This is a genomic window from Brenneria sp. g21c3 (assembly GCF_040240345.1).
GTDB lineage: Bacteria > Pseudomonadota > Gammaproteobacteria > Enterobacterales > Enterobacteriaceae > Brenneria.
In genome coordinates this window covers 212066-235180 of record NZ_JBEIAB010000001.1, presented here as the reverse complement: position 1 = coordinate 235180, position 23115 = coordinate 212066, and the positions used below count along the sequence as shown (strand labels likewise).

The window sequence follows — 23115 nt, the reverse complement described above, 5'->3', positions numbered from 1 at the left end:
ACTGCCCCTGCGCTTATCGGATCGCGGCGTGACTAACGGATGTTACAGGCGAAGCTGGGTCTGAAAGAACTGACCAGATAAGTTTTATCCGTCAGCATTTCAAACTTGACCACTTCATTTTGGCTGAATGGCGTCGCATCGTCGGGGGCGGTATCCACGGGATTTTTATACATGGTGATGTTTTTCATCAGTAGGTAATTATTGTTCCAACTATAATCAAACATCATCGTTCGCTCGATGATGTTGGACGGTTGGCCTACGTTGATATAAATACCGTGCAGCGCTATCGATCCTTTCCCTTGTTTCCCCAGGTAAAAGTTTAAAATGTAGCTCTTAACAATCACGGCCTGACCGTTTTTTATGCTGCTATTGATCTCTGCCCGGCACATAAAGATTTTTTCTGTTAAATGAGTGTAATGATAAGTAAGTGTTAATGTTAAAATTACAAGGACGGCAGCCGCCGTAATAATAAAAGTCGGTTTAACTTTTAATGTAGACATAGGTTGAACACCTTTTTCCTTCTTTTTTGCAGGCAAAAATAATCTTTTCTTCCCTCGTGATAATATTAGGTAAGGTAATATTTCTTGAGTAATAATAAACTCTGGCGTTTTCTTCACAAAGATTGCTGTATTTTTTAGGAAAATCACCGGGAGAAAGATCATCGTCCAGATAGAATAATCGACAGTCTTTTATAGTGAAGTCTCTGAACGTTTCCTTGTCGGGGAAATCGCTGGATATGATACCGCTCACCAACAGGATCAGCGCGACAAGGATCCCGCCGCCGATAAAAACCGCATAGCCCCAGTACTCCTTCCACTTGCTGTTGACCGGTTTGAAAACCTCGTCCGCCACCTTGGGGGAGAGTGTTTCATCGCATACTATTTCGATATCCGTCGTGTTGAACACGATCCCGACTTTGGGAACCGTCATGAGCAAATCGGCAAGGTCATATTCCCGTAAGGTTTTTCTTAACAGAGAAATATAATTGTTGAGATTATTCATTGACGGAGACAAGGAATTTTCTTCCAGTACGGCGGATAGAAGAAAGTCTTTGCTCAATGTGACTGCGGGATTATTGAGCAGGGTCTTTAAGAGTTTGGCGATGGGGAGACTTAATGATGTGGCCTCTTCCTGGCGATTAACCCATGAAATAGCGCTGTCTTTTTCGCTAAAAATAACCAATTTATTAATTAAATAAACCATATATAGATGCTCTATAGAGACATGAATTAAAGATTTATGTCTATATGGTAATGCAGGATTTAAAAAACAGTCTAAAAATTTAACACTTTCTTGTCAAAGAGTATTTTGAATCATTCTGTATCTTAATTCTTTTTTATCGCGATTAACAATTCTTATCCGCTATTCATATCTTAACCAGGAAAAGATAAAAGTGAATAATTCAGCATGTTTTTTGCATCGGTAATTATATATAAAGCGATAAATCGCACGTTTTTTATCATCTGCGGCTATTGTCGAAAGATAAATATCTTTAGCCGTATCCCGTTATCTCGTTCATGATGCGATAAAAATGTAAAAACCTAAATAAACAGAATAAAAATCTATAAAATAATATATATAAAAAATAAAATCTAAAAAATAATAATGTAATCAATATATTTGCCTGAGATCAACATTGGTAGGTATATTGCTCCCCGTTCATCTGATGATAATTTCCACCGAAACTCGCATGAGTGGCGCTTAATTTGCGCGAATCATGCAAAAAGTGTGGAAAGACAGCGATTGGATGCTGTCGTCGACCTTGCTGACAACAAATGAACGCACCGATGGAATGGGGAGAGCGCGCCAGGACAATGGCGTTTTATCCCTCTTCGGCAGGTATTGAGTAAGACATTTAATTATTTCAATCAAAAAGCGGGAATAAACACATGAAATTATCAAAAATCGCATTGGTCACTATCGTTGCCGCAACTTGCGCAATGGCTTCCGGCGCGCAGGCGCTTGATAGCCATAATGGCACCGTCACTTTCAAGGGCAATATCGTTAATACCCCTTGTTCTGTATCTCAGGATGATTTACAGCAAAGCGTCGAGTTTGGCGACATCAGCAAGATTGTGCTGGAGAGCGGCGGTACTTCGGAAGTTAAAAGTTTTGATATCACGCTGAAAGATTGCTCAATTGAAACATCCAATACGGCGAACGTGACATTTGCCGGCGGCACCGTAACGGGTAATGACAAAATGCTGGCGCTGAACGGCTCTGCGGCCGGTGCCGGTATTATTGTTAAATATTCCGGCGAAGCGATTGCTTTTGACGGTACAACGCCGGCGGTAAGCGATTATAACCTGGCGAATGGCGATAATGTCTTCACCTTCAGTTCCTATGTGGAAAAAATAGCCAATGCGACGGAAGTGAAAACGGGTTCTTTTGAAAGTTCCGCCAACTTCGTGATTTCTTACCAGTAAGAGATGAAGCAGGGAAAGGATGCCCAATTCATTCCAGCTGGAGGAGGGCGATATATTGTTCAGCTTGTTTCCGGCATGAAAATACTTAAGCCGGAAATAAGGTGGGCGATGTTCACGTTTCATATGATTAATTTCATTTATTTACGCTAATTAATAAAAAACACGTTGGTATATATTCATGATGAATCTGTTGCGTGCGGGAAAAATAAAGGAAGCAAAGAGAACGAATCTTTTTATTCTTTTTTTTATTTCCTTTTTTACCCAACAGGGTAAGGCGACGGAATTTAATATCAGCGTATTGGATATTGATGAACAAAATGAAATTGATCTCAGCCGTTTCTCCGACCCGGACTATGTGGTTCCCGGCGAGTATTTGCTGAACATCAAGATTAATGGCCGGGCGGTTGAACAGCGCCCGGTGCGTTATCTCGCCGCCGGGGCTGAGGGCAAGTCGTCCGCGCTGTGTCTCGAACCTGAGATAGTCAATAAATTCGCCATCAAGGCTGAAGCAACGGATCGCATCGTCTGGTCGCAGGATGGTCGGTGCGCGGATCTGACCGCGATTTCCGGGGTGAAAATGTCCAACCAAATCGGCATGGGGGAGTTAAACATCACCATTCCCCAGGCATGGCTGAAATATACCGATAACAACTGGACGCCGCCCGAGCAGTGGGATCAGGGGATCAACGGGCTGTTGCTGGACTATAACCTGACGGGCAATCTGCGCCGCGATCGGGGGAGAGCAGGCACATCCCAGTATCTGGGCGGCTATGGCACCGCCGGTTTTAATCTGGGCGCCTGGCGCTACCGCGCCGATTATCGTTATTTGCTGAACAAAAGCCGTAACGCGCGTAACGATGCGTTTTCCTGGGATCAGTTTTATGCCTATCGCCCGCTGCCGCTGATGTCCGCGGATCTCGGCCTGGGCGAGATGTACCAGAACACTAACCTGTTCGACAGCATTCGTTTCACCGGGGTCAGCCTGGCGAGCAATGAGGAGATGTTGCCGCCGGCGCTGAGAGGGTATGCCCCGGAGATCCGCGGCGTGGCCAAATCCAACGCCACGGTCACGGTGACGCAGGATAAGCGCGTGGTCTATGAAACGACGGTGCCGGCCGGGCCGTTTGCCATTCAGGATTTCAAAAGCGGCGTCACAGGTACGCTGGAAGTGCGGATCACGGAGGAAGACGGCTCAGTATCAACGTTTCAGACCGAGGCGGCCAGCTTGCCCTATCTGACCCGTCCGGGACATATCCAATACAAAGTGTCCGCGGGGCGGCCGTCGGATACCGATCATCATGCTCAGGGACCGGCGTTTTCGTCCGGCGAGTTTTCCTGGGGGATATCCAATGCCTGGTCGTTATATGGCGGGACGACGCTGGCCGACAGTTATCAATCATGGTCGGCGGGGCTGGGACGTAATCTCTATCTGCTGGGGGCGCTGTCGGCGGATATTACCCAGTCGCGGGCGAGTTTACCCAATAAACCGGCACAGAAGGGACATTCATTTTCGCTCAGTTGGTCCAAGCGTTTTGAGTCCATCAATGGACAGGTCAGTTTTGCCGGATATCGCTTTTCCGAAAAAACCTTCATGGGGATGTCTCAGTATCTGTATGCGCTGAATAATGAGAGCGATAGCCGTAGCGAGAAAGAACGTTACACCATTACGCTGTCGAAAAGCTTTGACGACGAAAGCCCCTGGCTGGACGGACTCTCCTCCTATCTGTCCTATACCCGGCAGACGTTCTGGGATGCCCGGCAGCAGAACCGCTATGGCGTTTCGCTGAACAAGTATCTGGATATCGGTCCGGTTAAAGGCATTTCGGCCGGCGTGTCCGCCTGGCGCACGATGTTTTACGGCAGACAGGATGACAGTATCTACCTCAATTTTTCGATTCCGCTGCGTGACCGGGAACGCGTGGGCTATAGCCTGGGCAGTTACAACGGCAAAATGTCGCAGATGCTGACTTACAGCAATCAGCAGGATCAGCATAATTCCTGGGATCTGAGTACGCGCTATGAGGAGACGGAGAAGGCCTATATCAGCGGTAATTATCATCATGTCGCGTCTTCCCACAACGCCAGCCTCGGTTTTTCCTGGCAGCAGAGCGGCTACACCTATTTGAATGGCTCGATGCGCGGCGGCGTGACGGCAACCCGGCATGGCATCGCCGCGCATCAGAAAGGCGCCGGCGGCGGCACGCGTATCATGGTTGATACGGATGGGGTAGCCGGCGTGCCTTTCGCCGACGGCAGCGTGGTCACCAATGACTATGGCGTGGCGGTCATTGCCGGCGCCAGCAGCTACTACGATCTCTCGACTCGGGTCGACGTACGGCATCTGCCGAATAATATCGAAGCCAATACGACGATTATTCAGGGAACCCTGACCGAAGGGGCGATCGGCTATCGCAAATTTGATGTGGTCAGCGGCGGCAAGGCGCTCGGCGTGATCACGCTGCCTGACGGACGCAATCCGCCTTTTGCCTCGACAATCAGAAGCCAGCGCGGACGCGAAGTCGCTATGGTGACCGATGGTGGTCAGGCGTATTTAACCGGCGTGTCGGAAAATGAAACATTGTCGGTTCAGTGGAACGGAAAGACGCAGTGCCGGTTTACGCTGCCGGAAAAATTCAATGAGTTGGCGCAGTTGTTATTGCCTTGCCGGTCCCTGTCGGCAACGACAGAATTAAACGGAGAAAAGTAAATGAACCAACGTCGTTATTATTTGTTGCCGGGATTATTACTTGCCGGCGGCCTTTTATCTCTTCCTGTTGCACAGGCCGCGATTAATCTTGATCGTACCCGGGTTATTTTCGACGGGGCGGAGCAGTCGTCTACGGTAACTTTGATTAATGAAAACGGCAAAAATCCCTTTTTGGCGCAAAGCTGGCTGGCGGATAAAGATCATAAAAAGATTTCGGCGCCGTTTACGGTGTTACCGCCGCTGCAACGTATTGAAGCGGGCGGGCGCACGCTGATTCGCGTGGTGAAAACCACGGGCGTCGATAAGTTGCCGCAGGATCGGGAATCGTTGTTTTATCTGAATGTCCGTGAAATTCCGCCAAAGCCGGAAAAGGATAATGTGTTGCAGATTGCCGTACAGTCGGAAATTAAGGTCTTTTATCGCCCGTCGGCGATAAAACCGGCCCGCAATGATATCTGGCAAACCCGGTTAAAGATTAAAAAAGCCGGTAAGCAGTTTATTGTGGAGAACCCCACGCCCTATTTTATTACGGTCAGCAATATTCTTAAGCAGTCAAAAGAAAAGAGCCGCAATCCGCAGCAGTTGCTGAATGACAAAGCCTTTATGGTCGAGCCCAAATCGGTAATGAATATCAATGTCGCCGATTCATCGGTACAGGATTTCTATTTGTATTATGTCAATGATTACGGCGGCCATCCGGAATTGCATTTTGTATGCCGGCAGAATACCTGCGCGGTCGAACAGAAAAACTAACTGATAAAAGAGCGTGCATGATGATCGCTATTACGAAGCTATTTGGCGGGGGATTGCTGGCCGCTTCTCTGTTTCTGCCGGCTTTCAATGTCGCCGCATTGGAGTGCCATAAGGATACGACTTCCGGACCGGTTGCGGATTATGAAAACATCGGGGCGATGAAAATCCCATCCACGCTGCCGATAGGCAGCCGTCTGTGGACCTCGAAAACCTATAGCCGCAACCTGGCCTGTTGGGCTTATAAAAACAAGAAGCCGAACGGGGAATACTCGTTTTTTTATCCTAACCCTTACGGTGCGGTGATTGGGACGGGAATTGGTATCGGCATTATCTATAACGGCCAGGATTTGGGCGTGGTCACCGGCGGCGGCACGAGCAGCTCGCGCGTCTCGACCGGCATGTTTGTTTATCCCGGTCCGTCGGGGAGTTTGCCGCCGAGTAATCCGACTATGTTGCCGGTGACGGTGCAGGTGTATCTGGAAAAGATCGGCGATATGAGCAACGCCAGCTATGGCGTTGACTCCCTGTCGGTATTTCAGGTGGACGGCGAGTTGGGCATCAACAAGAATCCCGGCGGCAACTATCAGTTTACGCTGTCCGGATTAAAGAATATTGATGTGATCCAGTGCTCGGCGCAGGTCCATGTTTCGCCCGATAACAACATTGATTTCGGGACTATCCAGTCATGGCCGGACGCGTCCGCCGGGTTACTGGCTAAACAGGGTTTTCAGATCAGCGCCTCAACCGACGGCGGAGAGGATTGCGGACTGGGCTTTAATTTGACCATTAACTTTGATACCGCGACAAAAGGGAACGCGCCGGTCGGCATCGACGGGATGGATATGGGAAATGGATCGACGCTAAAAATTAATGAAGAGTCATCGGGCAACGGCATTCCGTTTAATGAATTTGTCACCTTCATCAATAACCTGACGTCGGCCAGCGGTACGGTGGAAAAAAGATATTCAGCCAGTTTGTATGCTTCAGGGCCGGCCGTTACCGGCGACGTGGAGAAATATATCGTTCTGCGCTTTAACTATAACTGAGGCCATCGGCGATGAAAGAAAACAGACAGACGGTATCCCGGCGTATGACCTATATCCTGTTGGCGCTGGGTATGACGGCTATCCAGTCGCAGGCGCAAGCCGCAGCGTTAAATCCGGGGCGCGGCGCACGGTTCGAGAATAACTACGACGTCAGGGTTCATGTCCGGGTCGTTGATTCGCCGTGCGTGTTAAGCCCCGATTCTGAAAATATCGCCGTGGATCTGGGCGAGGAGTCAAAACGGGATCTGGAGGTCAATGGTTATGGCGTCCGGCATGATTTCTCCATTCAACTGACCGGATGCAGCACGCAAACCATGCAGAGCGTCGCGGTCAGCTTTTTGGGTACGGAAGAGGCGGCATTGCCAGGGCGGCTGGCGCTGAATCCGGCATCCGTTGCGCGCGGGGTCGCCATCGGCATTTATTATCAAGATCAAAGCATTCCGCTTAATGACGGTACCGGCTGGCTCCCGCTTTACGCTGGCGATAACGTATTAAACTTTAACGCCAGACTAGAACGAATTCGTGGTATGACGTTAACGCCGGGAAGTTATAGCGCGGCGGTGAATTTCAAACTGAGTTATCAATAATAAGGCACGGCCAGGCTGCGCCATGGTTCTGTTTTTTTTCATTTTGATTTTTTCTGAATTATTTCGGAGAGGGGCTTATGCGTCGGAAAAAAATAATGGTCTTTACATCGTGTTATTATTATTACGAGGCGATTAAGCATGTGTTTAGCGAAAAAATCAGCACAGATAGCGATGTGATCTATTATCCGGTATCGCTGTTTTTAGCCGCAGGCGATGAAAACCAACCGCCATTATTTCTCTGGCCGCAGGCCGACCGTTTTATTTTTGTTTTGCAGAACATTAATGATTTATGCGTTTTTCTTCGATTTTTCTCAGATACTAAAAATTCTCGTTACTTGAATCAGCAGAGGATTACCATAATAGGAAAGGATAATATGCTGTCGCTGTTGACGTTGTGTTATAAAAATATAGATCCTCAGCGCTTTATTTCTGTGAACTGTACGGTCCGACAGCTTGGTTATTATTTAAATGATCGCATCAGCAATAACAGGATGATCATGGCGAACAGGATGAAATCCCGGCTGGCGCGTTGTCAGATGGAGGCCTTCATCAACTTACTCTCCGGCTATCGGGCTAAACAGGACGCAGAGGAAAAACATAAAAGCATCAAGACGATTTATGCTCTGCGGCAGAAAGCGCTCAAAAAATTGCATTGCGCCAGCCTACAGGATATATATCGTTTTCTTTAGTGGCGCGCGCGGCGTTCGGCAAGAACTCTCAGACGAGAGAATAAGGGCTGGCGGCGGCTAGCCCTTATTCTTATGGGATTAGTGCAGGATCTTCGCCAGGAAGTCTTTGGCGCGGTCGGACTTGGGATTATTGAAGAATTCGTCTTTCGGCGTATCTTCAATGATTTTTCCCTCATCCATAAAAATGACCCGATGCGCAACCTTGCGGGCAAAGCCCATTTCATGCGTCACCACCATCATGGTCATCCCTTCCTGCGCCAGTTCCACCATAACGTCCAACACCTCGTTGATCATTTCCGGATCAAGCGCCGAGGTCGGTTCGTCGAACAGCATCGCGATAGGGTCCATGCACAGCGCGCGGGCAATGGCGACACGCTGCTGTTGTCCCCCGGACAGTTGGCCGGGGAACTTGTTTGCCTGAGCGCTCAATCCCACGCGTTCCAGCAGCTTTAACCCTTTAGCGCGCGATTCCTCAGTGTTGCGCCTCAAGACTTTTACCTGCGCCAGCGTCAGGTTGTCGATAATGGACAGGTGAGGGAACAGCTCAAAGTGTTGGAACACCATGCCGACTTTTGAGCGTAACTGGGCCAGATTGGTTTTTCTGTCGTTAACGATGATGCCGTTGACTTCAATCTCGCCCTTTTGAATGGGTTCCAGGCCGTTAACGGTTTTGATCAAGGTGGACTTACCGGAGCCGGAAGGGCCACAAACTACGACTACCTCACCTTTTTTGACTTCCGTGGAGCAGTCGGTTAGCACCTGAAATTGACCATACCATTTAGAAACATTTTTCAGGAAAATCATCAAACCGTCCTTTTTTTCAGGTAACTGACCAGCATTGATGCGCTGATGCTGATAATAAAATAAACAAATCCGGCAAATAGGATCATTTCAATTTGTGTTCCGTCGCGTTCCCCAATCATCGAGGCGGTACGGAAGAAATCGGCCAGGCTAAGCACGTAAACCAGCGACGTATCCTGGAACAGGACGATGCCCTGCGTCAGCAGCAGGGGTACCATTGCGCGGAATGCCTGCGGCAGGATCACCAGCTTCATCGATTGCCAGTGGGTCATACCGAGCGCCAGTGCCGCCGATGATTGCCCGCGAGACACGCTGAGTATGCCCGCTCGGATAATCTCAGAATAATAGGCGGCTTCAAATAACGAGAAGGCAACCATCGCTGAGATTAATCGAATATCCGTCTTTGGCGAAAGGCCGAGCACATTTTGCAATAAGCTGGGCACCACCAGATAGAACCACAGCAATACCATGACCAAAGGTATGGAACGGAACGTGTTGACGTACAGTTTGGCGAACCAGCTTATCGGTTTGAACGGTGAAAGCCGCATTACCGCCAGAATGGTTCCCCAGATAATACCGACAATGACCGCGGTAACGGTAATTTTAAGCGTGATCACCATGCCCTGTAGCAGATAGGGCAGACTAGGTGCAATGGAACTCCAGTCAAATTCATACATGAATTATTTGCTCCCCATATTGCCCGGCAAACGGGTTTTCTTCTCAACTACCTGCATGATCATCATAATAATGACATTAATACCGACATAGGCCAGGGTAATCGCGGTGAAAGACTCATACGCGTGGGCGGAGTAATCCAGCAACTTGCCTGCCTGAGCAGCCATATCCACCAGACCGATGGTGGAGGCGATGGCGGAGTTTTTGACCAGATTAAGCATTTCCGACGTCAACGGCGGCACGACCACGCGGTAAGCGTTGGGAAGCAGCACGTAGCGGTAGGTCTGCGGCAGCGTCAGCCCCATCGCCAGCCCCGCGGCCTGTTGACCGCGCGGCAGAGACTGGATGCCTGCGCGCACCTGTTCGCACACGCGAGCCGCGGTAAACAGGCCCAGACAGATCATGGAGGATAAGAAGAACTGAATGTTGGGATCGAGTTCCGCTTTAAACCACATGCCGATATCGGTTGGCAACAGTTCCGGCACCACCAAATACCAGGTGAAAAATTGTACAATCAGCGGTACGTTACGGAATAACTCAACGTAGCAGGTACCAATTCCCGCCAGAAAACGGTTAGGGACGGTACGTAAAATACCAAATAAAGATCCGACTAAAAACGCAATAATCCAGGCGCATATGGACAAGGCGACCGTCACTTTCAGGCCGGACAATATCCACCCCAGATAGGTAGTATTACCGAATGGGGCCTCTTGTAAAAATATGCCCCAGTTCCAATCTATTGACATAACAAACTCCGGTAAAAAAGGGTAGCGAGGCTACCCTGAAGATTGATGAGCGGCGTATTACCCATAATCTTTCAAGTTGCAGGCGCGTTGGTATTGGCCGATGCGTCACTGGTTTAACTGCTTACCAGGTAAGCGCCAGCGAATTTTCTCGGTACCGTTTCTCGCATCTCAAAATCTATTGGATATTGATATGCGATGGGGAACGACCATCGCATATTCGTCTGTCTCTACCGCGAATCAGCAATCATCGGGCAGGCAATCCCGCCCTTAACGTCATGCATGACTAATTAGTCAAACGCCTTATCATTCGGCGCTTTGAACAGGGCTTTTAATTCATCGGAAAGTTCAAAGTTCAAATTGAGATCTCTTGGCGGGATCGGTTGTTTGAACCAGCGATCAAACCATTTTTCGGCTTCGCCGGAGGTTTGTACTTCAGCGATGGTTTCATCAACCAGTTGCTTGAACTGCGGATCGTCTTTACGCAGCATACAGCCGTAGGCTTCTTCCGACTGCGCCGTGCCGACGATATCCCACTGAGCCGCATTTCTGGCTTTGGCGCGTTCGCCCGCCAGCAGCGCGTCATCCATCATAAAGGCGACGGCGCGTCCGCTTTCCAGCGTGCGGAAAGAGTCGCCATGATCTTTAGCGCTGATGATGCGCATATTCAGTTTTTTCTCGTCATTCATCTTATTCAGCAGGATTTCAGACGTTGTACCGGAGGTGACCACCACCGGTTTTCCCGCCAGATCCGGGAAATCTTTAATACCGGAATCTTTTTTCGTTAACAGACGGGTGCCGACAACGAAAATGGTGTTCGAGAAAGCCGCTTGTTTCTGCCGTTCCAGGTTGTTGGTGGTTGAACCGCATTCCAGATCGTAGGTGCCGTTCTGCAACAGGGGAATGCGATTTTGTGCGGTAATGGGCAGCAGTTTGACCTGTAGGTTAGGCGCATCCAGCTTTTTCTTTACTGCCTCGACGATCTTATCCGAATAAGACTGAGAGTAGCCGACAACTTTTTGCTGGTTATCGTAGTAAGAGAAAGGCACTGACGATTCACGATGGCCGATAACGATAACGCCATTATCTTTTACTTTTTTCAGCGTGCCAGCCAGATCTTCCGCCTGGGCCAGGCTGGCTGAGGTACCAAGTAGAAGCAGTGATAGTGCCAGTTTACGCATTTGCATGTTTGAACTCCTTTGCTGTAGTGATGGCGCTTTAGTGATGGCGCTAAAGTTGTGCTGCTAAATTAATGATGACGTTCAGAGACTTCCTCGGTACAAAAATCATGCACCGCTAAAGAGCGAAGTAACGACGTATACTGTTAAAAAATAGCTCATTGTAAATGGTTTGATGCATAAATGTTTGTTTTTTGCGACCCGCTCTGCACCGAATAATGGCAACAAAACCGTTACGCGCTAAATTGGTGCATTCGTTGCCCTAAAAATGTGCCATTGCTGAGCGAAACGATAAAAAAACGTTGAGACAACCATTTACAATATATTTAACAGGCAAAGATCATGCCATAAATAACTAAAGGCATGCGTTAACATGCCGTTAGCTTGAGAGGAAGGGATTAACGACGGCGGAAACTGAAGGCAGCGGCGGTAAAACCGCCTAGCAGCGTGATGATCCACAGCGGCCAGGAGCCGAAACGGGCATAAGGCGTAAGCCCAGAGGCGGGGACGACCTGCGCATCCAGCACCGCGCGGGTAAACTGCGGCAGGCTGGCGCTGATGGCGCCGTCAGCGGCAATCACGGCCGTTACGCCATTGTTGGTGCTGCGAACCAGCGGGCGCCCCAGCTCCAGCGCGCGCATCCTCGCCATCTGGAAATGCTGCCACGGCCCGATGGAATGGCCGAACCAGGCGTCGTTCGAGATGGTGAGCAGCATATCGGTGTCTTCGCGGAAGTTGTCCCGCATCTGATGGCCAAGAATAATTTCATAACAGATGGCCGCGGTCAGCTTATAGCCGCTAACGTTTAACTGCGGTTGAAGGTAATGGCCGCGGCTGAAGGAGGACATCGGCAAATCGAATAGCGGCGCCAGCGGACGCAACAGCGTTTCCAGAGGAACAAACTCGCCGAAAGGAACCAGGTGATGCTTGTTGTAGCGATTGGCGGTTGGATAATGATAAGGCGTTTGATCGCCCAGCACGATAATGCTGTTGTAAACGTCATATTGCGAACCGTTACGCCGTGAATCAACGATGCCGGTGAGCAAGCTGCTATGCTCTCTGCGCAGAATATCGTCTATTTGGGAAAGATAAGCGCCCTGGCGGCTTTCGATATCAGGAATGGCGGATTCGGGCCAGATGATAATCGGTGCTTTAGCCATATAGGGCAGACTGTTGTCGAGATAAATTCTCAGCGTGTCCAGCAGTTGATCCGAATTCCACTTCAGTTCCTGGGGGATATTCCCCTGCACCAGCGCCACATTCACCGCGCGTTCGGGCAGCGGATTGAACCAGTGAAGATTGCGCAGCGGCCACGGCAGCGCCAGCATGGCGATGGCGATAACCGCCGGCCCGATGCGGCGCTGATGCAGAGCGAAAACCAGCAGGCCGCTGATGCCCATCAGCAGGAAAGTAATGGCGTCGATACCCAGCAACGGCGCGATCCCTTTCAGCGGGCCGTCAATCTGGCTGTAGCCGAATTGTAGCCACGGAAAACCGGTCAGTACCCATCCGCGCAGAAACTCCGTCAGTTGCCAGAGCGCCGGCGAAGCGATAGCCAGTCGCCACCAGGTGGTTTTCGGCCACAGCCGCGCCATAAGCGCGGAAAACAGCAAAGGATAGAGCGCCAGATAGGCGGCCAGCAGCAGCACCAGCCCGATATTGATGGCTTCGGGCATGCCGCCGAACTGGGCAATGCTGACGTACACCCAGTTTACGCCGCTGCCGAACAGGCCAAGGCCCCAACAAAAGCCAATCCAGGCTGACTGGCGCACGCTGCGGTTCAGGGTCAGCGCCAGCAATCCCATCAGGGCGATAAGCGCGGCCGGCCAGAAGTCAAAGGGAGAAAACGCCAGCGTGCCGCAGGCGCCGAACAAAAGCGCCAGCAGGGCGCGAACCTGCTGGCGTTGAAGAAAAGAGGCGAGAGCCATTGGTAAATTAGTCTTCCAGTTGAGGTTGGGGCGCGTTGTCAGGAATTCTGACGTGTACCTGGATAATGCGTCGGCTGTCGGCCATCGCAACTTTAAACAGATAACCTTCTATCTCAATGGTTTCTCCACGAGCAGGCAAATGTCCGAAAGACTGCATGATTAAACCGCCGATGGTATCGACCTCTTCATCGCTGAACTGCGTGCCGAAGGCTTCATTGAAGTCTTCGATATCGGTAAGCGCGCGCACGGTATAGGTCTGGCGGTTGAGCTGACGGATATCGCGATCTTCTTCATCGTCGTATTCGTCTTCAATCTCGCCAACGATTAACTCAAGGATATCTTCGATGGTGACCAGTCCGGACACGCCGCCGAATTCGTCAATCACGATTGCCATGTGATAACGCAGGGAGCGGAATTCGTTCAACATCCGGTCGACGCGTTTACTCTCCGGCACGACGACGGCGGAGCGCAACACTTTATCCATGCTGAAGGGCTCGGAATCGCTGCGCATAAAAGGCAGCAAGTCCTTGGCCATCAGAATACCTTCGATATGGTCTTTATCTTCGCTGATGACGGGGAAGCGGGAATGCGCGGATTCGATAATGACGTCCAGACACTCTTCCAACGTTTGGTTGTGCTTCAGAGTAATCATCTGCGAACGCGGGATCATGATGTCGCGTACGCGTTGCTCGGCGATATCCATTACGCCTTCAAGCATATCCCGGGTTTCCGGATCAATCAGATCGTTCTGTTCGGAATCACGGATCAGCGCCAGCAGATCGTTGCGATCTTTCGGTTCGCCGTGAAAAAGCTGATTGAGGATTAAAGAAAAGAAACCCTTTTTGGGACTGGGGCTATCGCTGTTTTGAGAATGGTCGTCGCTCATGGCGTTTTAATTAATATCTCTCATGTTAATGAATCGTAATCAGCAGGTCGGGAAGAATGGTGCAGCCTGACTGACGTGAAAATAGTTTGTAATCCAGAATGATTTCATTATTGCGGCTGAGGGCAGAATCGCGGTGATATCAAGGGTTGTCGGGAAAACGCCCTTGCGGACGATTTCCCTTGATAGCAAACGCGGCAGCCTATTATTCAGTAAAGCTGTCTTTTTCTGCAAGATAGGGGTCGGCATATCCCATATTTTGCATGATTTCCGTTTCCAGCGCTTCCATCTCTTCGGCTTCGCTGTCTTCGATATGGTCATACCCTAGCAGATGCAGACTGCCATGGACAACCATGTGCGCCCAATGTTCTTCCCGCGTCTTTTCCTGCTCATCGGCTTCCCGTTCAACCACCTGACGGCAGATGATGAGGTCGCCCAGCAGGGGCAGTTCGACTTCCGGCGGCGCCTCAAACGGAAATGAAAGCACATTGGTCGGCTTGTCTTTGTCCCGGTAGGTATGGTTCAGATGCCGGCTTTCCGCTTCATCCACGATGCGGATAGTCACTTCCGAGACCGCCTGAAACTGCGGCAACACCCCTTCCAGCCAGCGCTGAAAATCCTTTTCGTCAGGCAATCCCTGGGCCTGTTCGCTGGCGATTTGTAAATCAAGGATGACCTGACTCATTTGTGTTCCTGTTCCGAAGCCGATTGCGCCTCGCGTTTACGTTGTTCCGCCAGCGCGTCTTTACGTTTTTGGTCGGCGATTTCCCAGGCTTCATAAGCATTGACGATCCGGGCCACCACCGGGTGACGCACCACATCCTCGCTGCTGAAGAAGTTAAAGCTGATCTCTTCAACGTCGGCCAGCACTTCAATAGCATGACGCAGACCCGATTTCTGGTTGCGCGGTAAGTCAATCTGCGTCACGTCGCCGGTGATCACCGCCTTGGAATTAAAACCGATGCGGGTCAGGAACATTTTCATCTGCTCGATGCTGGTATTCTGGCTTTCGTCCAGAATGATAAACGCATCGTTCAGCGTGCGGCCACGCATATAGGCCAGCGGCGCTACTTCGATCACATTACGTTCGATCAGCTTTTCGACCTTTTCGAAACCCAGCATTTCAAACAGGGCATCGTACAGCGGGCGCAGATAAGGATCGACTTTCTGGCTTAGATCGCCCGGCAGAAAGCCCAGTTTTTCGCCGGCTTCAACCGCCGGGCGGGTCAGCAAAATACGGCGGATCTCCTGGCGCTCCAGCGCATCCACGGCAGCCGCGACCGCCAGATAGGTTTTCCCCGTCCCCGCCGGGCCGACGCCAAACGTAATGTCATGGTCGAGTACGTGCGCGATGTACTGCGCCTGATTGGGCGTACGCGGTTTAATCACGCCGCGTTTGGTTTGAATATTAACCGCCTTGCCGTAATCGGGAACGCTTTCGGCAGACTGCTCCAGCGCGCGGGACTCTTTGATGGCGAGGTGAATTTGCTCGGGTTCAATGTCGCCAACGATGCCACGCACCGGAGCGGTATCGACATACAGATGCTTCAGGATATCGGCCGCAGCATCAACGCAGACTGCTTTGCCTACCAGCTTGAATTTGTTATCCCGACGATTGATTTCAATACCCAGACGGCGCTCCAACTGCTTGACGTTATCGTCAAACGGTCCGCAGAGGCTCAGCAGGCGTTGGTTATCTGCGGGTTCAAGGGCGATCTCTTTTGTCGTTACGTTCAAATTATTCCTCTTTGGCTTTAGCGGCAGGCCGCGTGACGACCTGTATCAGACAGCGCAGTTTTCGCTGCGCCACATGTATGGATTATTTATCGCTAATGGCAAATGGCGCAAGTAGCAATCTGCTGACAAAGCTCATAATACACCACGATCCTCCTCCGCGGCCCACTCCCGTCATTCCCGCGAAGGCGGGAATCAGCCGATGGCTGTTTGCGGTTTCAGGGGGAGATTCCCGCCTATTGCCGCGGGAATGACGGGATTGGGAAGGTTTGTCAGCAACCTCAATGGGTGGCAACGCCACCCATAATGAAGATATCGCTTGTCGTGACGACGATTAAGGCTGATAGATGCCCACGCCGATTTCGTTTTCTTTGCGCGTACGGGCGATCACCGCGGACGGCGACTCGTGTACGCGCAGATCCATCTGATCTTCGGTGCGCACCACGATGCCGCGCAATGAATTGGGGTAAACGTCGACGATTTCCACATCGACGAATTTACCAATCATGTCGGGCGTGCCTTCGAAGTTGACCACGCGGTTGTTCTCCGTGCGTCCCGACAGCTCCATGACGCTCTTGCGCGACGTGCCTTCCACCAGAATGCGCTGGATGGTGCCCTGCATACGACGGCTGTACTGCATCGCCTGCTGGGTGATGCGATCCTGCAAGATGTACAGCCGCTGCTTTTTCTCTTCTTCCGAGACGTCGTCCACCATGTCCGCCGCCGGCGTACCCGGTCTGGGGGAGTAGATAAAGCTGAAACTCATGTCGAAGTTGACGTCGGCGATCAGCTTCATGGTTTGTTCAAAGTCGGCCTGGGTTTCGCCGGGGAAACCGACGATAAAGTCGGAACTGACCTGAATATCCGGACGCGCGTTGCGCAGCTTGCGAATGATCGCCTTATATTCCAGCGCGGTGTGGTTGCGCTTCATCATGTTCAGTACGCGGTCGGAGCCGCTTTGTACCGGCAAATGCAGGAAGCTGACCAGTTCCGGCGTGTCTTCATAGACGCTGATGATGTCGTCGGTGAACTCAATCGGATAGCTGGTGGTAAAGCGAATACGGTCGATGCCGTCGATGGCCGCCACCAGACGCAGCAGTTCCGCGAATGAGCAGATTTCACCGTCGTAGGTCGCGCCGCGGTAGGCGTTAACGTTTTGCCCCAGCAGGTTGACTTCACGTACCCCTTGCTCGGCCAATTGTGCGATTTCAAACAGTACGTCATCGCACGGACGGCTGACTTCTTCGCCGCGGGTATAGGGTACGACGCAGTAGGTGCAGTATTTATTACAACCTTCCATGATGGAAACGAACGCCGTCGGGCCTTCCGCCTTCGGTTCCGGCAGCCGGTCGAACTTCTCGATTTCAGGGAAGCTGATATCCACTATCGGGCTACGGGTACCCTGCACGTGGTTAATCATTTCCGGCAGGCGATGCAAAGTCTGCGGGCCGAAAATGACATCGACGTAGTGCGCGCGTTCACGAATGTGCGCGCCTTCCTGCGACGCCACGCAGCCGCCTACGCCGATAATCAGATCTGGTTTGTTCTCTTTCAGCGCTTTCCAGCGGCCAAGTTGATGGAAGACCTTTTCCTGCGCTTTTTCACGGATGGAACAGGTGTTCAGCAGCAGAACATCGGCCTCTTCCGCGACCTCGGTTAGTTCATAACCGTGCGTACTTCCCAGTAAGTCGGCTATCTTCGATGAATCGTATTCGTTCATCTGACAGCCCCAGGTTTTAATATGCAGTTTTTTTGTCATCGACTTGCCATTACTCAGTGCGGGTAAGAAAGCTTTCCCTTTATTGGGGGCGCGTATTGTAATCTTTTGCTGCCGTTGTGACCAGAGTCCGCAAAGTTTCATCTTTATAAAAAAGCGCGGCGGTTTCATAAACCCTGCGCTTTTGTGAAAAAGTCATTTGAAATCCAGTACACTGCTGATAGGTATTTTCTTTGCTGTTACTAAGCATAGACCCTATAGATTGCCGGATGCGGACAGGCGGCCAATGCCTCTGCAACTTGCAAGATAACGGGTACAGACAAATTAGGGATGAAACCAGTATGCATTATGATGCGATCATCGTCGGCGGCGGAATGGTGGGCGCCGCCGCCGCATTAGGACTTGCCCGGAATGGTTTTCAGGTCGCGGTGATTGAACATGAGTCGCCGGCGTCTTTTACCGCCGATAGTCCGCCGGACCTGCGTATTTCAGCCATCGGCTATGCGTCCGTCGCGCTGTTGAGACAACTGGGCGCCTGGACGCAGGTTGAGCGGATGCGCAGCGCGCCTTACCGTCGCCTGGAAACCTGGGAATGGGATAATGCCCGCGTGGTCTTCGACGCGGCGGATATTCATTTGCCCGAGCTGGGTTTTATGGTGGAAAACCGGGTGTTGCAGCTGGCGTTATGGGCATCGTTGCGCGAGCTTGAACATTGTCGATGCTACTGCCCGAATAAGTTGAAAAGCATGCAACGCACGGCGGAGGGCTGGCGTCTTTCGCTGGATGATGGACAGAGTCTGACGACGACGCTGCTGGTCGGCGCTGACGGCGCCAACTCCCAGGTGCGGCAGTGGGCGGGAATCGGCGTCAATGGCTGGCAGTATCGTCAGTCCTGCATGCTGATTAGCGTTGAGATGGCGTCGCAGCAGCAGGACGTTACCTGGCAGCAGTTCACCCCCGACGGCCCGCGCGCTTTCCTGCCGTTGTTCGGGCGCTGGGGTTCGTTGGTGTGGTACGACAGCCCGCAGCGCATCCGCCAGCTTCAGGCCTTGCCGTTAGCGCAATTGGATAAACAGATTGCCGTTACGTTTCCCGAGCGTCTGGGAAGCGTTAACGCGCGGGCTGCCGGATCGTTCCCGTTGGTGCGTCGTCATGCGCAGCGGTATGTACAACCGGGACTGGTGTTATTGGGCGACGCGGCGCATACCATCAATCCGCTGGCGGGGCAGGGCGTGAACCTGGGTTACCGGGATGTGGAAGCCTTATTGGATATCCTGATCAACGCCCGCGACGCCGGTGAGAATTGGTCTTCGGAACGTATATTGCGTCGCTATCAGTGCCGTCGCATGCCGGATAACCTGCTGATGCAAAGCGGCATGGATTTATTCTACAACGCGTTCAGCAATTCATTGCCTCCGCTGAACGTGGCGCGCAATCTGGCCTTGATGGCCGCGCAACGAGCCGGCGCGCTGAAACAGCGGGCGTTGAAATATGCGATAGGTCTGTAGATCCGGCTGTCCGCCGCAACCGTTGGGGCGGTTGCGCGCCGGGCGACCGCCATAGTGGATCAAATCTGTAATCTCGGATGTCTGACTGACCGTCTGGTAAATCAGCGTCTTAATTGGCGGCGACCAAGTGAGCCGCCAATTATGGCTCCAACGACAGTGCATGAAGGCAGGCCAACGAAAAATATTGTGGCATTGAGCGACATTTGATCTTCACCCTGGATAGCGCCGACAAGGTAATGTGTAATCAGTGGGAAAAGAGCGAACATTATAGCGCCGCCGAGTGCCGCTCCGACCAAGATGAAAAGCAGCATTTTGACTATATTCATATCACTTTCCAAAACCAGATTTCTTTTGCATCAAAAAAGTCACTGAATTGACCTTCCCAGCTAAATCCCCACTGAATACGAAAATAACTAGAGCGTAAGGTAAGACGTGAACTATTCCATAGGTCTATGTGATCGCCTGAGCGGTTGGCAAAAGATTCGTTTCTTCGATGCCAATAATCCTTAAAAAAAATTATTCCAGTCTGTTCCCCAAGCACCTGTTCGAAGTTTTTAACATCAACTTTGACCGCAGGAAAAATGCCAGGGATAGGGGCGCTGTTTAAGCGCATTGGCGAGTTCTTCAGCTCGTAGGATATGGCCTTTACTTTTGGGATGGAGCCAACAAAATTCTGCCCGGAGTTTGATACATCATACCCACATCGAGCCAACGCCGTTCCTATTCGTATTGCGCATTGGTCATCAAATGCTTTATGACCGTCTTTGCGTCTGCAAGGATTTTCGTCACCTTTAACTTCAGGATGAGCATTCCATAAATCGGCAAAAATAACTCCCATGTCGTCATCCCTTAACGATGAATTATGCCGAATATAGGCTTTTGAATACTTTTGTTCAAAGCCAATGCCGGGAAATGCGATGTTTTCAGGATTATTTGCAAACAAATGGGTATGGTCGGATGCGACTGGCAGCATAACGAAACGGGGCGACGTCTTTCGACTGCCGCCCCGTTTCTTGCTGTTTTACCAGCTTTATTTGGCTGGGGTACCAGGATTCGAACCTGGGAATGCCGGAATCAGAATCCGGTGCCTTACCGCTTGGCGATACCCCAAAAATGTGGTGGCTACGACGGGAATCGAACCTGTGACCCCAGCATTATGAGTGCTGTGCTCTAACCAGCTGAGCTACGTAGCCAAATCTTACTGCTTTTTTTGCTATCTTACAACAAAAATCTTTAATCATCAAATAGATGGCTGGGGTACCTGGATTCGAACCAGGGAATGCTGGTATCAAAAACCAGTGCCTTACCGCTTGGCGATACCCCAACTGGGCAACAATACTTTCGCAACAAATGCTCTTCAGTATCGCCGCTTAAATATGGCTGGGGTACCAGGATTCGAACCTGGGAATGCTGGTATCAAAAACCAGTGCCTTACCGCTTGGCGATACCCCAATAGATAAAACCATTATCAAGCTTTGAAAAGCTATTTCAAGCCGTGAAAGTCATGGTGCGGGAGGCGAGACTTGAACTCGCACACCTTGCGGCGCCAGAACCTAAATCTGGTGCGTCTACCAATTTCGCCACTCCCGCAAAAGATGGTGGCTACGACGGGAATCGAACCTGTGACCCCAGCATTATGAGTGCTGTGCTCTAACCAGCTGAGCTACGTAGCCATCTTTTCCGCGTCACCTTCATCGGCGTTGCGGGGCGCATTATGCGTAGTTGGCCTAATTGCGTCAACAAATTTTTTCCCGAAAAGCGCTGACAAAGCGCCGTTTGTTTGGCTTATGAACAGTCTGGTGAGAAAAGCGTCAAAAACGGCGCTTTTCTGATAAATCAAATAGAAAAAACGGGCCTGTGCGGCCCGTTACATCGATAAAAATAAAAACCGCGATCAGTATGCGGACTGGTGTACGCCCACCGCGCGACCTGAAGGATCGTCCATTTTCTTGAAGGATTCATCCCATTCGATGGCTTTAGCCGAAGAGCAGGCGACCGACGGACCGCCTGGTACGCATTCAGCGGCGCTCGGCACCGGGAACAGCTCTTCAAAGATTTCGCGATACAGGTAGCCTTCTTTGGACGTCGGCGTGTTGTACGGGAAACGGAAGTGCGCGGTTTCCATCTGCTGGTCGCTGATTTGCTGAGCGGCAACCGCTTTCAGCGTATCTATCCAGCTGTAGCCCACGCCGTCGGAGAACTGTTCTTTCTGACGCCATGCCACGCTGTGCGGCAAGTAGGAATCAAAGCATTCGCGCAGAATGTGTTTTTCCATTTTGCCGTTGCCGCACATTTTATCGCGCGGGTTGATGCGCATCGCCACATCCAGGAATTTTTTATCCAGGAACGGCACGCGCGCTTCCACGCCCCAGGCCGACATCGCCTTGTTGGCGCGGGCGCAGTCATACTGGTGCAGCGCCAGCAATTTACGCACGGTTTCTTCGTGCAGTTCTTTGGCGTTAGGCGCCTTGTGGAAATACAGATAACCGCCGAACACTTCATCGGAGCCTTCGCCGGACAACACCATTTTAATGCCCATCGCTTTGATTTTACGGGACATCAGGTACATCGGCGTAGAGGCGCGAATCGTTGTCACATCATAGGTTTCAATGTGATAAATCACATCGCGGATCGCATCCAGGCCTTCCTGCTCAGTGAAGTGAATTTCATGGTGAACCGTCCCTAAATGGTTGGCGACTTCCTGCGCGGCTTTTAAGTCCGGCGCGCCTTTCAGACCAACGGCAAAGGAGTGCAACTGCGGCCACCAGGCTTCGCTGCGTTCATCGTCTTCGACGCGACGGGCGGCATATTTTTTCGTGATGGCCGAGATAACCGAAGAATCCAGACCGCCGGAGAGCAGCACGCCGTAAGGCACATCGGACATCAGATGGCTTTTTACCGACTCTTCCAGCGCGTCGCGCAGGGCATCGGCGTCGGTTTCGTTATCTTTTACATTGTCATAATCGAACCAGTCGCGATGATAGTATTCGCGGATTTCGCCATCTTTGCTCCACAGGTAGCTGCCGGCCGGGAACTCTTTGATGGTGCGGCAAACGGGAACCAGCGCCTTCATTTCAGAAGCGACGTAGAAGTTTCCGTGCTCATCGTAGCCCATGTACAACGGGATGATGCCCAGGTGATCGCGACCGATCAGGTAAGCGTCTTTTTCGTTGTCGTAGAGCGCGAACGCGAACATACCGCGCAGGTCGTCGAGGAATTCCGGGCCTTTTTCCTGATACAGGGCCAGGATAACTTCACAGTCGGAACCCGTCTGGAATTCATAACGGTCGGCGTATTGTTGACGCAGTTCCTGATGGTTGTAAATTTCACCGTTAACCGCGAGAACATGCGTGCGTTTTGCGTTGTAAAGCGGTTGAGCGCCGGTGTTTACGTCAACGATGGACAGGCGTTCATGAGCCAGAATGGCATGCTCGCTGTCATAGATGCCAGACCAGTCAGGGCCGCGATGGCGCATTAAGCGTGACAATTCCAGCGCTTTTTTGCGCATTTCAACAGGATCGGTTTTCAGATCAAGCACACCGAAAATAGAACACATAGATAACTCCCTAAGCTCGCCGGTTTAACCAGACGAAGAATGTTTCAAATTGATCAGATGCAATTCGCGGATGCCGATAGCGCACGCCGCGTTTTCTGCATAATGATGGCAAATGCTGTATCAGTGACACTGATTTAGCATCAAAACGCGATAAGAATTCAATATCATCTAATGAAAAAAGCCA

The 23115-nt window shown here is 51.2% G+C and carries 20 protein-coding genes and 6 tRNA genes; 7 read left to right on the top strand and 19 right to left on the bottom strand.

Annotated elements, in window-relative coordinates; all coding sequences use genetic code 11:
• Positions 1-32: 32 nt before the first annotated feature.
• On the bottom strand, positions 33-500 hold the full coding sequence (locus tag ABRZ28_RS01105; RefSeq protein WP_330519298.1) for a FidL: 468 nt from the start codon (positions 498-500) through the stop codon (positions 33-35).
• The gene (locus tag ABRZ28_RS01100; RefSeq protein ID WP_319603419.1) at positions 481-1203 is read right to left on the bottom strand and encodes a winged helix-turn-helix domain-containing protein; all 723 of its coding nucleotides are present in this window, start codon (positions 1201-1203) and stop codon (positions 481-483) included. The genes ABRZ28_RS01105 and ABRZ28_RS01100 overlap by 20 nt, the downstream gene beginning before the upstream one ends.
• A 686-nt stretch (positions 1204-1889) precedes the next feature.
• Here ABRZ28_RS01100 and ABRZ28_RS01095 point away from each other — a divergent pair.
• The 6 genes from ABRZ28_RS01095 (at position 1890) to ABRZ28_RS01070 (ending at position 8208) form a co-directional block, all read left to right on the top strand.
• Positions 1890-2426 carry a fimbrial protein gene (locus ABRZ28_RS01095; protein WP_319603418.1) on the top strand — a complete coding sequence of 179 codons (537 nt, stop codon included), beginning with the start codon at positions 1890-1892 and terminating at the stop codon, positions 2424-2426.
• A gap of 178 nt (positions 2427-2604) precedes the next feature.
• Positions 2605-5133, top strand: a complete 2529-nt coding sequence (locus ABRZ28_RS01090; RefSeq protein ID WP_330519297.1) for a fimbria/pilus outer membrane usher protein — start codon at positions 2605-2607, stop codon at positions 5131-5133.
• Positions 5134-5886: a fimbrial biogenesis chaperone gene (locus ABRZ28_RS01085; protein ID WP_319603416.1), complete on the top strand. Its 753-nt coding sequence runs from the start codon at positions 5134-5136 to the stop codon at positions 5884-5886.
• A 17-nt stretch (positions 5887-5903) separates the two neighbouring features.
• A complete protein-coding gene (locus tag ABRZ28_RS01080; RefSeq protein ID WP_330519296.1) occupies positions 5904-6932 on the top strand; it encodes a fimbrial protein in 1029 nt (342 codons plus the stop codon).
• Positions 6933-6943: 11 nt separating this feature from the next.
• Positions 6944-7519, top strand: coding sequence for a fimbrial protein (locus ABRZ28_RS01075; RefSeq protein WP_330519295.1), 576 nt, complete (start codon positions 6944-6946; stop codon positions 7517-7519).
• A gap of 140 nt (positions 7520-7659) precedes the next feature.
• Positions 7660-8208 carry a hypothetical protein gene (locus ABRZ28_RS01070; protein ID WP_330519294.1) on the top strand — a complete coding sequence of 183 codons (549 nt, stop codon included), beginning with the start codon at positions 7660-7662 and terminating at the stop codon, positions 8206-8208.
• Between the two features lie 78 nt (positions 8209-8286).
• Here ABRZ28_RS01070 and ABRZ28_RS01065 read toward each other — a convergent pair whose 3' ends face one another.
• The 9 genes from ABRZ28_RS01065 to miaB form a co-directional block, all read right to left on the bottom strand.
• On the bottom strand, positions 8287-9012 hold the full coding sequence (locus tag ABRZ28_RS01065; protein ID WP_319603412.1) for an amino acid ABC transporter ATP-binding protein: 726 nt from the start codon (positions 9010-9012) through the stop codon (positions 8287-8289).
• Positions 9012-9686 (bottom strand): glutamate/aspartate ABC transporter permease GltK, encoded by a 675-nt coding sequence (gltK, locus tag ABRZ28_RS01060; RefSeq protein WP_319603411.1) that lies wholly within the window; start codon positions 9684-9686, stop codon positions 9012-9014. The genes ABRZ28_RS01065 and gltK overlap by 1 nt, the downstream gene beginning before the upstream one ends.
• A gap of 3 nt (positions 9687-9689) precedes the next feature.
• On the bottom strand, positions 9690-10430 hold the full coding sequence (locus ABRZ28_RS01055) for an amino acid ABC transporter permease (RefSeq protein WP_319603410.1): 741 nt from the start codon (positions 10428-10430) through the stop codon (positions 9690-9692).
• Positions 10431-10717: 287 nt separating this feature from the next.
• Positions 10718-11614 (bottom strand): glutamate/aspartate ABC transporter substrate-binding protein, encoded by an 897-nt coding sequence (locus ABRZ28_RS01050; RefSeq protein ID WP_319603409.1) that lies wholly within the window; start codon positions 11612-11614, stop codon positions 10718-10720.
• A 389-nt stretch (positions 11615-12003) separates the two neighbouring features.
• Positions 12004-13533 carry an apolipoprotein N-acyltransferase gene (gene lnt, locus ABRZ28_RS01045; RefSeq protein ID WP_330519293.1) on the bottom strand — a complete coding sequence of 510 codons (1530 nt, stop codon included), beginning with the start codon at positions 13531-13533 and terminating at the stop codon, positions 12004-12006.
• Positions 13534-13540: 7 nt separating this feature from the next.
• Positions 13541-14419, bottom strand: a complete 879-nt coding sequence (gene corC / locus ABRZ28_RS01040; protein WP_319603407.1) for a CNNM family magnesium/cobalt transport protein CorC — start codon at positions 14417-14419, stop codon at positions 13541-13543.
• A 202-nt stretch (positions 14420-14621) separates the two neighbouring features.
• On the bottom strand, positions 14622-15101 hold the full coding sequence (gene ybeY, locus ABRZ28_RS01035; RefSeq protein WP_330519292.1) for an rRNA maturation RNase YbeY: 480 nt from the start codon (positions 15099-15101) through the stop codon (positions 14622-14624).
• A complete protein-coding gene (locus ABRZ28_RS01030; RefSeq protein ID WP_319603405.1) occupies positions 15098-16153 on the bottom strand; it encodes a PhoH family protein in 1056 nt (351 codons plus the stop codon). Before ABRZ28_RS01030 ends, ybeY begins: the two co-directional genes overlap by 4 nt.
• Positions 16154-16484: 331 nt before the next feature.
• Complete coding sequence (miaB, locus tag ABRZ28_RS01025) at positions 16485-17909, bottom strand: tRNA (N6-isopentenyl adenosine(37)-C2)-methylthiotransferase MiaB (RefSeq protein WP_319603404.1); 1425 nt, start codon at positions 17907-17909, stop codon at positions 16485-16487.
• Positions 17910-18208: 299 nt separating this feature from the next.
• Here miaB and ubiF point away from each other — a divergent pair, with 299 nt between their 5' ends.
• Positions 18209-19375: a 3-demethoxyubiquinol 3-hydroxylase gene (ubiF, locus tag ABRZ28_RS01020; RefSeq protein WP_330519291.1), complete on the top strand. Its 1167-nt coding sequence runs from the start codon at positions 18209-18211 to the stop codon at positions 19373-19375.
• A gap of 322 nt (positions 19376-19697) precedes the next feature.
• On the opposite strand, the gene ABRZ28_RS01015 is transcribed toward ubiF, so the two are convergent.
• The 8 genes from ABRZ28_RS01015 to asnB all read right to left on the bottom strand — a co-directional run bounded on the left by ABRZ28_RS01015 (position 19698) and on the right by asnB (position 22931).
• The gene (locus ABRZ28_RS01015) at positions 19698-20348 is read right to left on the bottom strand and encodes a T6SS effector amidase Tae4 family protein (protein ID WP_330519290.1); all 651 of its coding nucleotides are present in this window, start codon (positions 20346-20348) and stop codon (positions 19698-19700) included.
• Between the two features lie 62 nt (positions 20349-20410).
• Positions 20411-20485, bottom strand: a tRNA-Gln gene (locus tag ABRZ28_RS01010).
• 6 nt (positions 20486-20491) lie between these two features.
• A tRNA-Met gene (locus tag ABRZ28_RS01005) sits at positions 20492-20568 on the bottom strand.
• A gap of 56 nt (positions 20569-20624) precedes the next feature.
• Positions 20625-20699: transfer RNA gene (locus tag ABRZ28_RS01000), tRNA-Gln, on the bottom strand.
• 53 nt (positions 20700-20752) lie between these two features.
• Positions 20753-20827 (bottom strand) — tRNA-Gln (locus tag ABRZ28_RS00995).
• Between the two features lie 53 nt (positions 20828-20880).
• Positions 20881-20965 (bottom strand) — tRNA-Leu (locus ABRZ28_RS00990).
• Positions 20966-20971: 6 nt separating this feature from the next.
• Positions 20972-21048: transfer RNA gene (locus tag ABRZ28_RS00985), tRNA-Met, on the bottom strand.
• Between the two features lie 221 nt (positions 21049-21269).
• Complete coding sequence (asnB, locus tag ABRZ28_RS00980; protein ID WP_319603401.1) at positions 21270-22931, bottom strand: asparagine synthase B; 1662 nt, start codon at positions 22929-22931, stop codon at positions 21270-21272.
• Between the last annotated feature and the right edge of the window lie 184 nt (positions 22932-23115).

What these genes read in the sequence shown, in the direction of transcription:
- ABRZ28_RS01105 (WP_330519298.1), bottom strand. Translation starts at nt 500, where the DNA reads ATGTCTACATTAAAAGTTAAACCGACTTTTATTATTACGGCGGCTGCC.
- ABRZ28_RS01100 (WP_319603419.1), bottom strand. Translation starts at nt 1,203, where the DNA reads ATGGTTTATTTAATTAATAAATTGGTTATTTTTAGCGAAAAAGACAGC.
- ABRZ28_RS01095 (WP_319603418.1), top strand. Translation starts at nt 1,890, where the DNA reads ATGAAATTATCAAAAATCGCATTGGTCACTATCGTTGCCGCAACTTGC.
- ABRZ28_RS01090 (WP_330519297.1), top strand. Translation starts at nt 2,605, where the DNA reads ATGATGAATCTGTTGCGTGCGGGAAAAATAAAGGAAGCAAAGAGAACG.
- ABRZ28_RS01085 (WP_319603416.1), top strand. Translation starts at nt 5,134, where the DNA reads ATGAACCAACGTCGTTATTATTTGTTGCCGGGATTATTACTTGCCGGC.
- ABRZ28_RS01080 (WP_330519296.1), top strand. Translation starts at nt 5,904, where the DNA reads ATGATGATCGCTATTACGAAGCTATTTGGCGGGGGATTGCTGGCCGCT.
- ABRZ28_RS01075 (WP_330519295.1), top strand. Translation starts at nt 6,944, where the DNA reads ATGAAAGAAAACAGACAGACGGTATCCCGGCGTATGACCTATATCCTG.
- ABRZ28_RS01065 (WP_319603412.1), bottom strand. Translation starts at nt 9,012, where the DNA reads ATGATTTTCCTGAAAAATGTTTCTAAATGGTATGGTCAATTTCAGGTG.
- gltK (WP_319603411.1), bottom strand. Translation starts at nt 9,686, where the DNA reads ATGTATGAATTTGACTGGAGTTCCATTGCACCTAGTCTGCCCTATCTG.
- ABRZ28_RS01055 (WP_319603410.1), bottom strand. Translation starts at nt 10,430, where the DNA reads ATGTCAATAGATTGGAACTGGGGCATATTTTTACAAGAGGCCCCATTC.
- ABRZ28_RS01050 (WP_319603409.1), bottom strand. Translation starts at nt 11,614, where the DNA reads ATGCAAATGCGTAAACTGGCACTATCACTGCTTCTACTTGGTACCTCA.
- lnt (WP_330519293.1), bottom strand. Translation starts at nt 13,533, where the DNA reads ATGGCTCTCGCCTCTTTTCTTCAACGCCAGCAGGTTCGCGCCCTGCTG.
- corC (WP_319603407.1), bottom strand. Translation starts at nt 14,419, where the DNA reads ATGAGCGACGACCATTCTCAAAACAGCGATAGCCCCAGTCCCAAAAAG.
- ybeY (WP_330519292.1), bottom strand. Translation starts at nt 15,101, where the DNA reads ATGAGTCAGGTCATCCTTGATTTACAAATCGCCAGCGAACAGGCCCAG.
- miaB (WP_319603404.1), bottom strand. Translation starts at nt 17,909, where the DNA reads ATGACAAAAAAACTGCATATTAAAACCTGGGGCTGTCAGATGAACGAA.
- ubiF (WP_330519291.1), top strand. Translation starts at nt 18,209, where the DNA reads ATGCATTATGATGCGATCATCGTCGGCGGCGGAATGGTGGGCGCCGCC.
- ABRZ28_RS01015 (WP_330519290.1), bottom strand. Translation starts at nt 20,348, where the DNA reads ATGCTGCCAGTCGCATCCGACCATACCCATTTGTTTGCAAATAATCCT.
- asnB (WP_319603401.1), bottom strand. Translation starts at nt 22,931, where the DNA reads ATGTGTTCTATTTTCGGTGTGCTTGATCTGAAAACCGATCCTGTTGAA.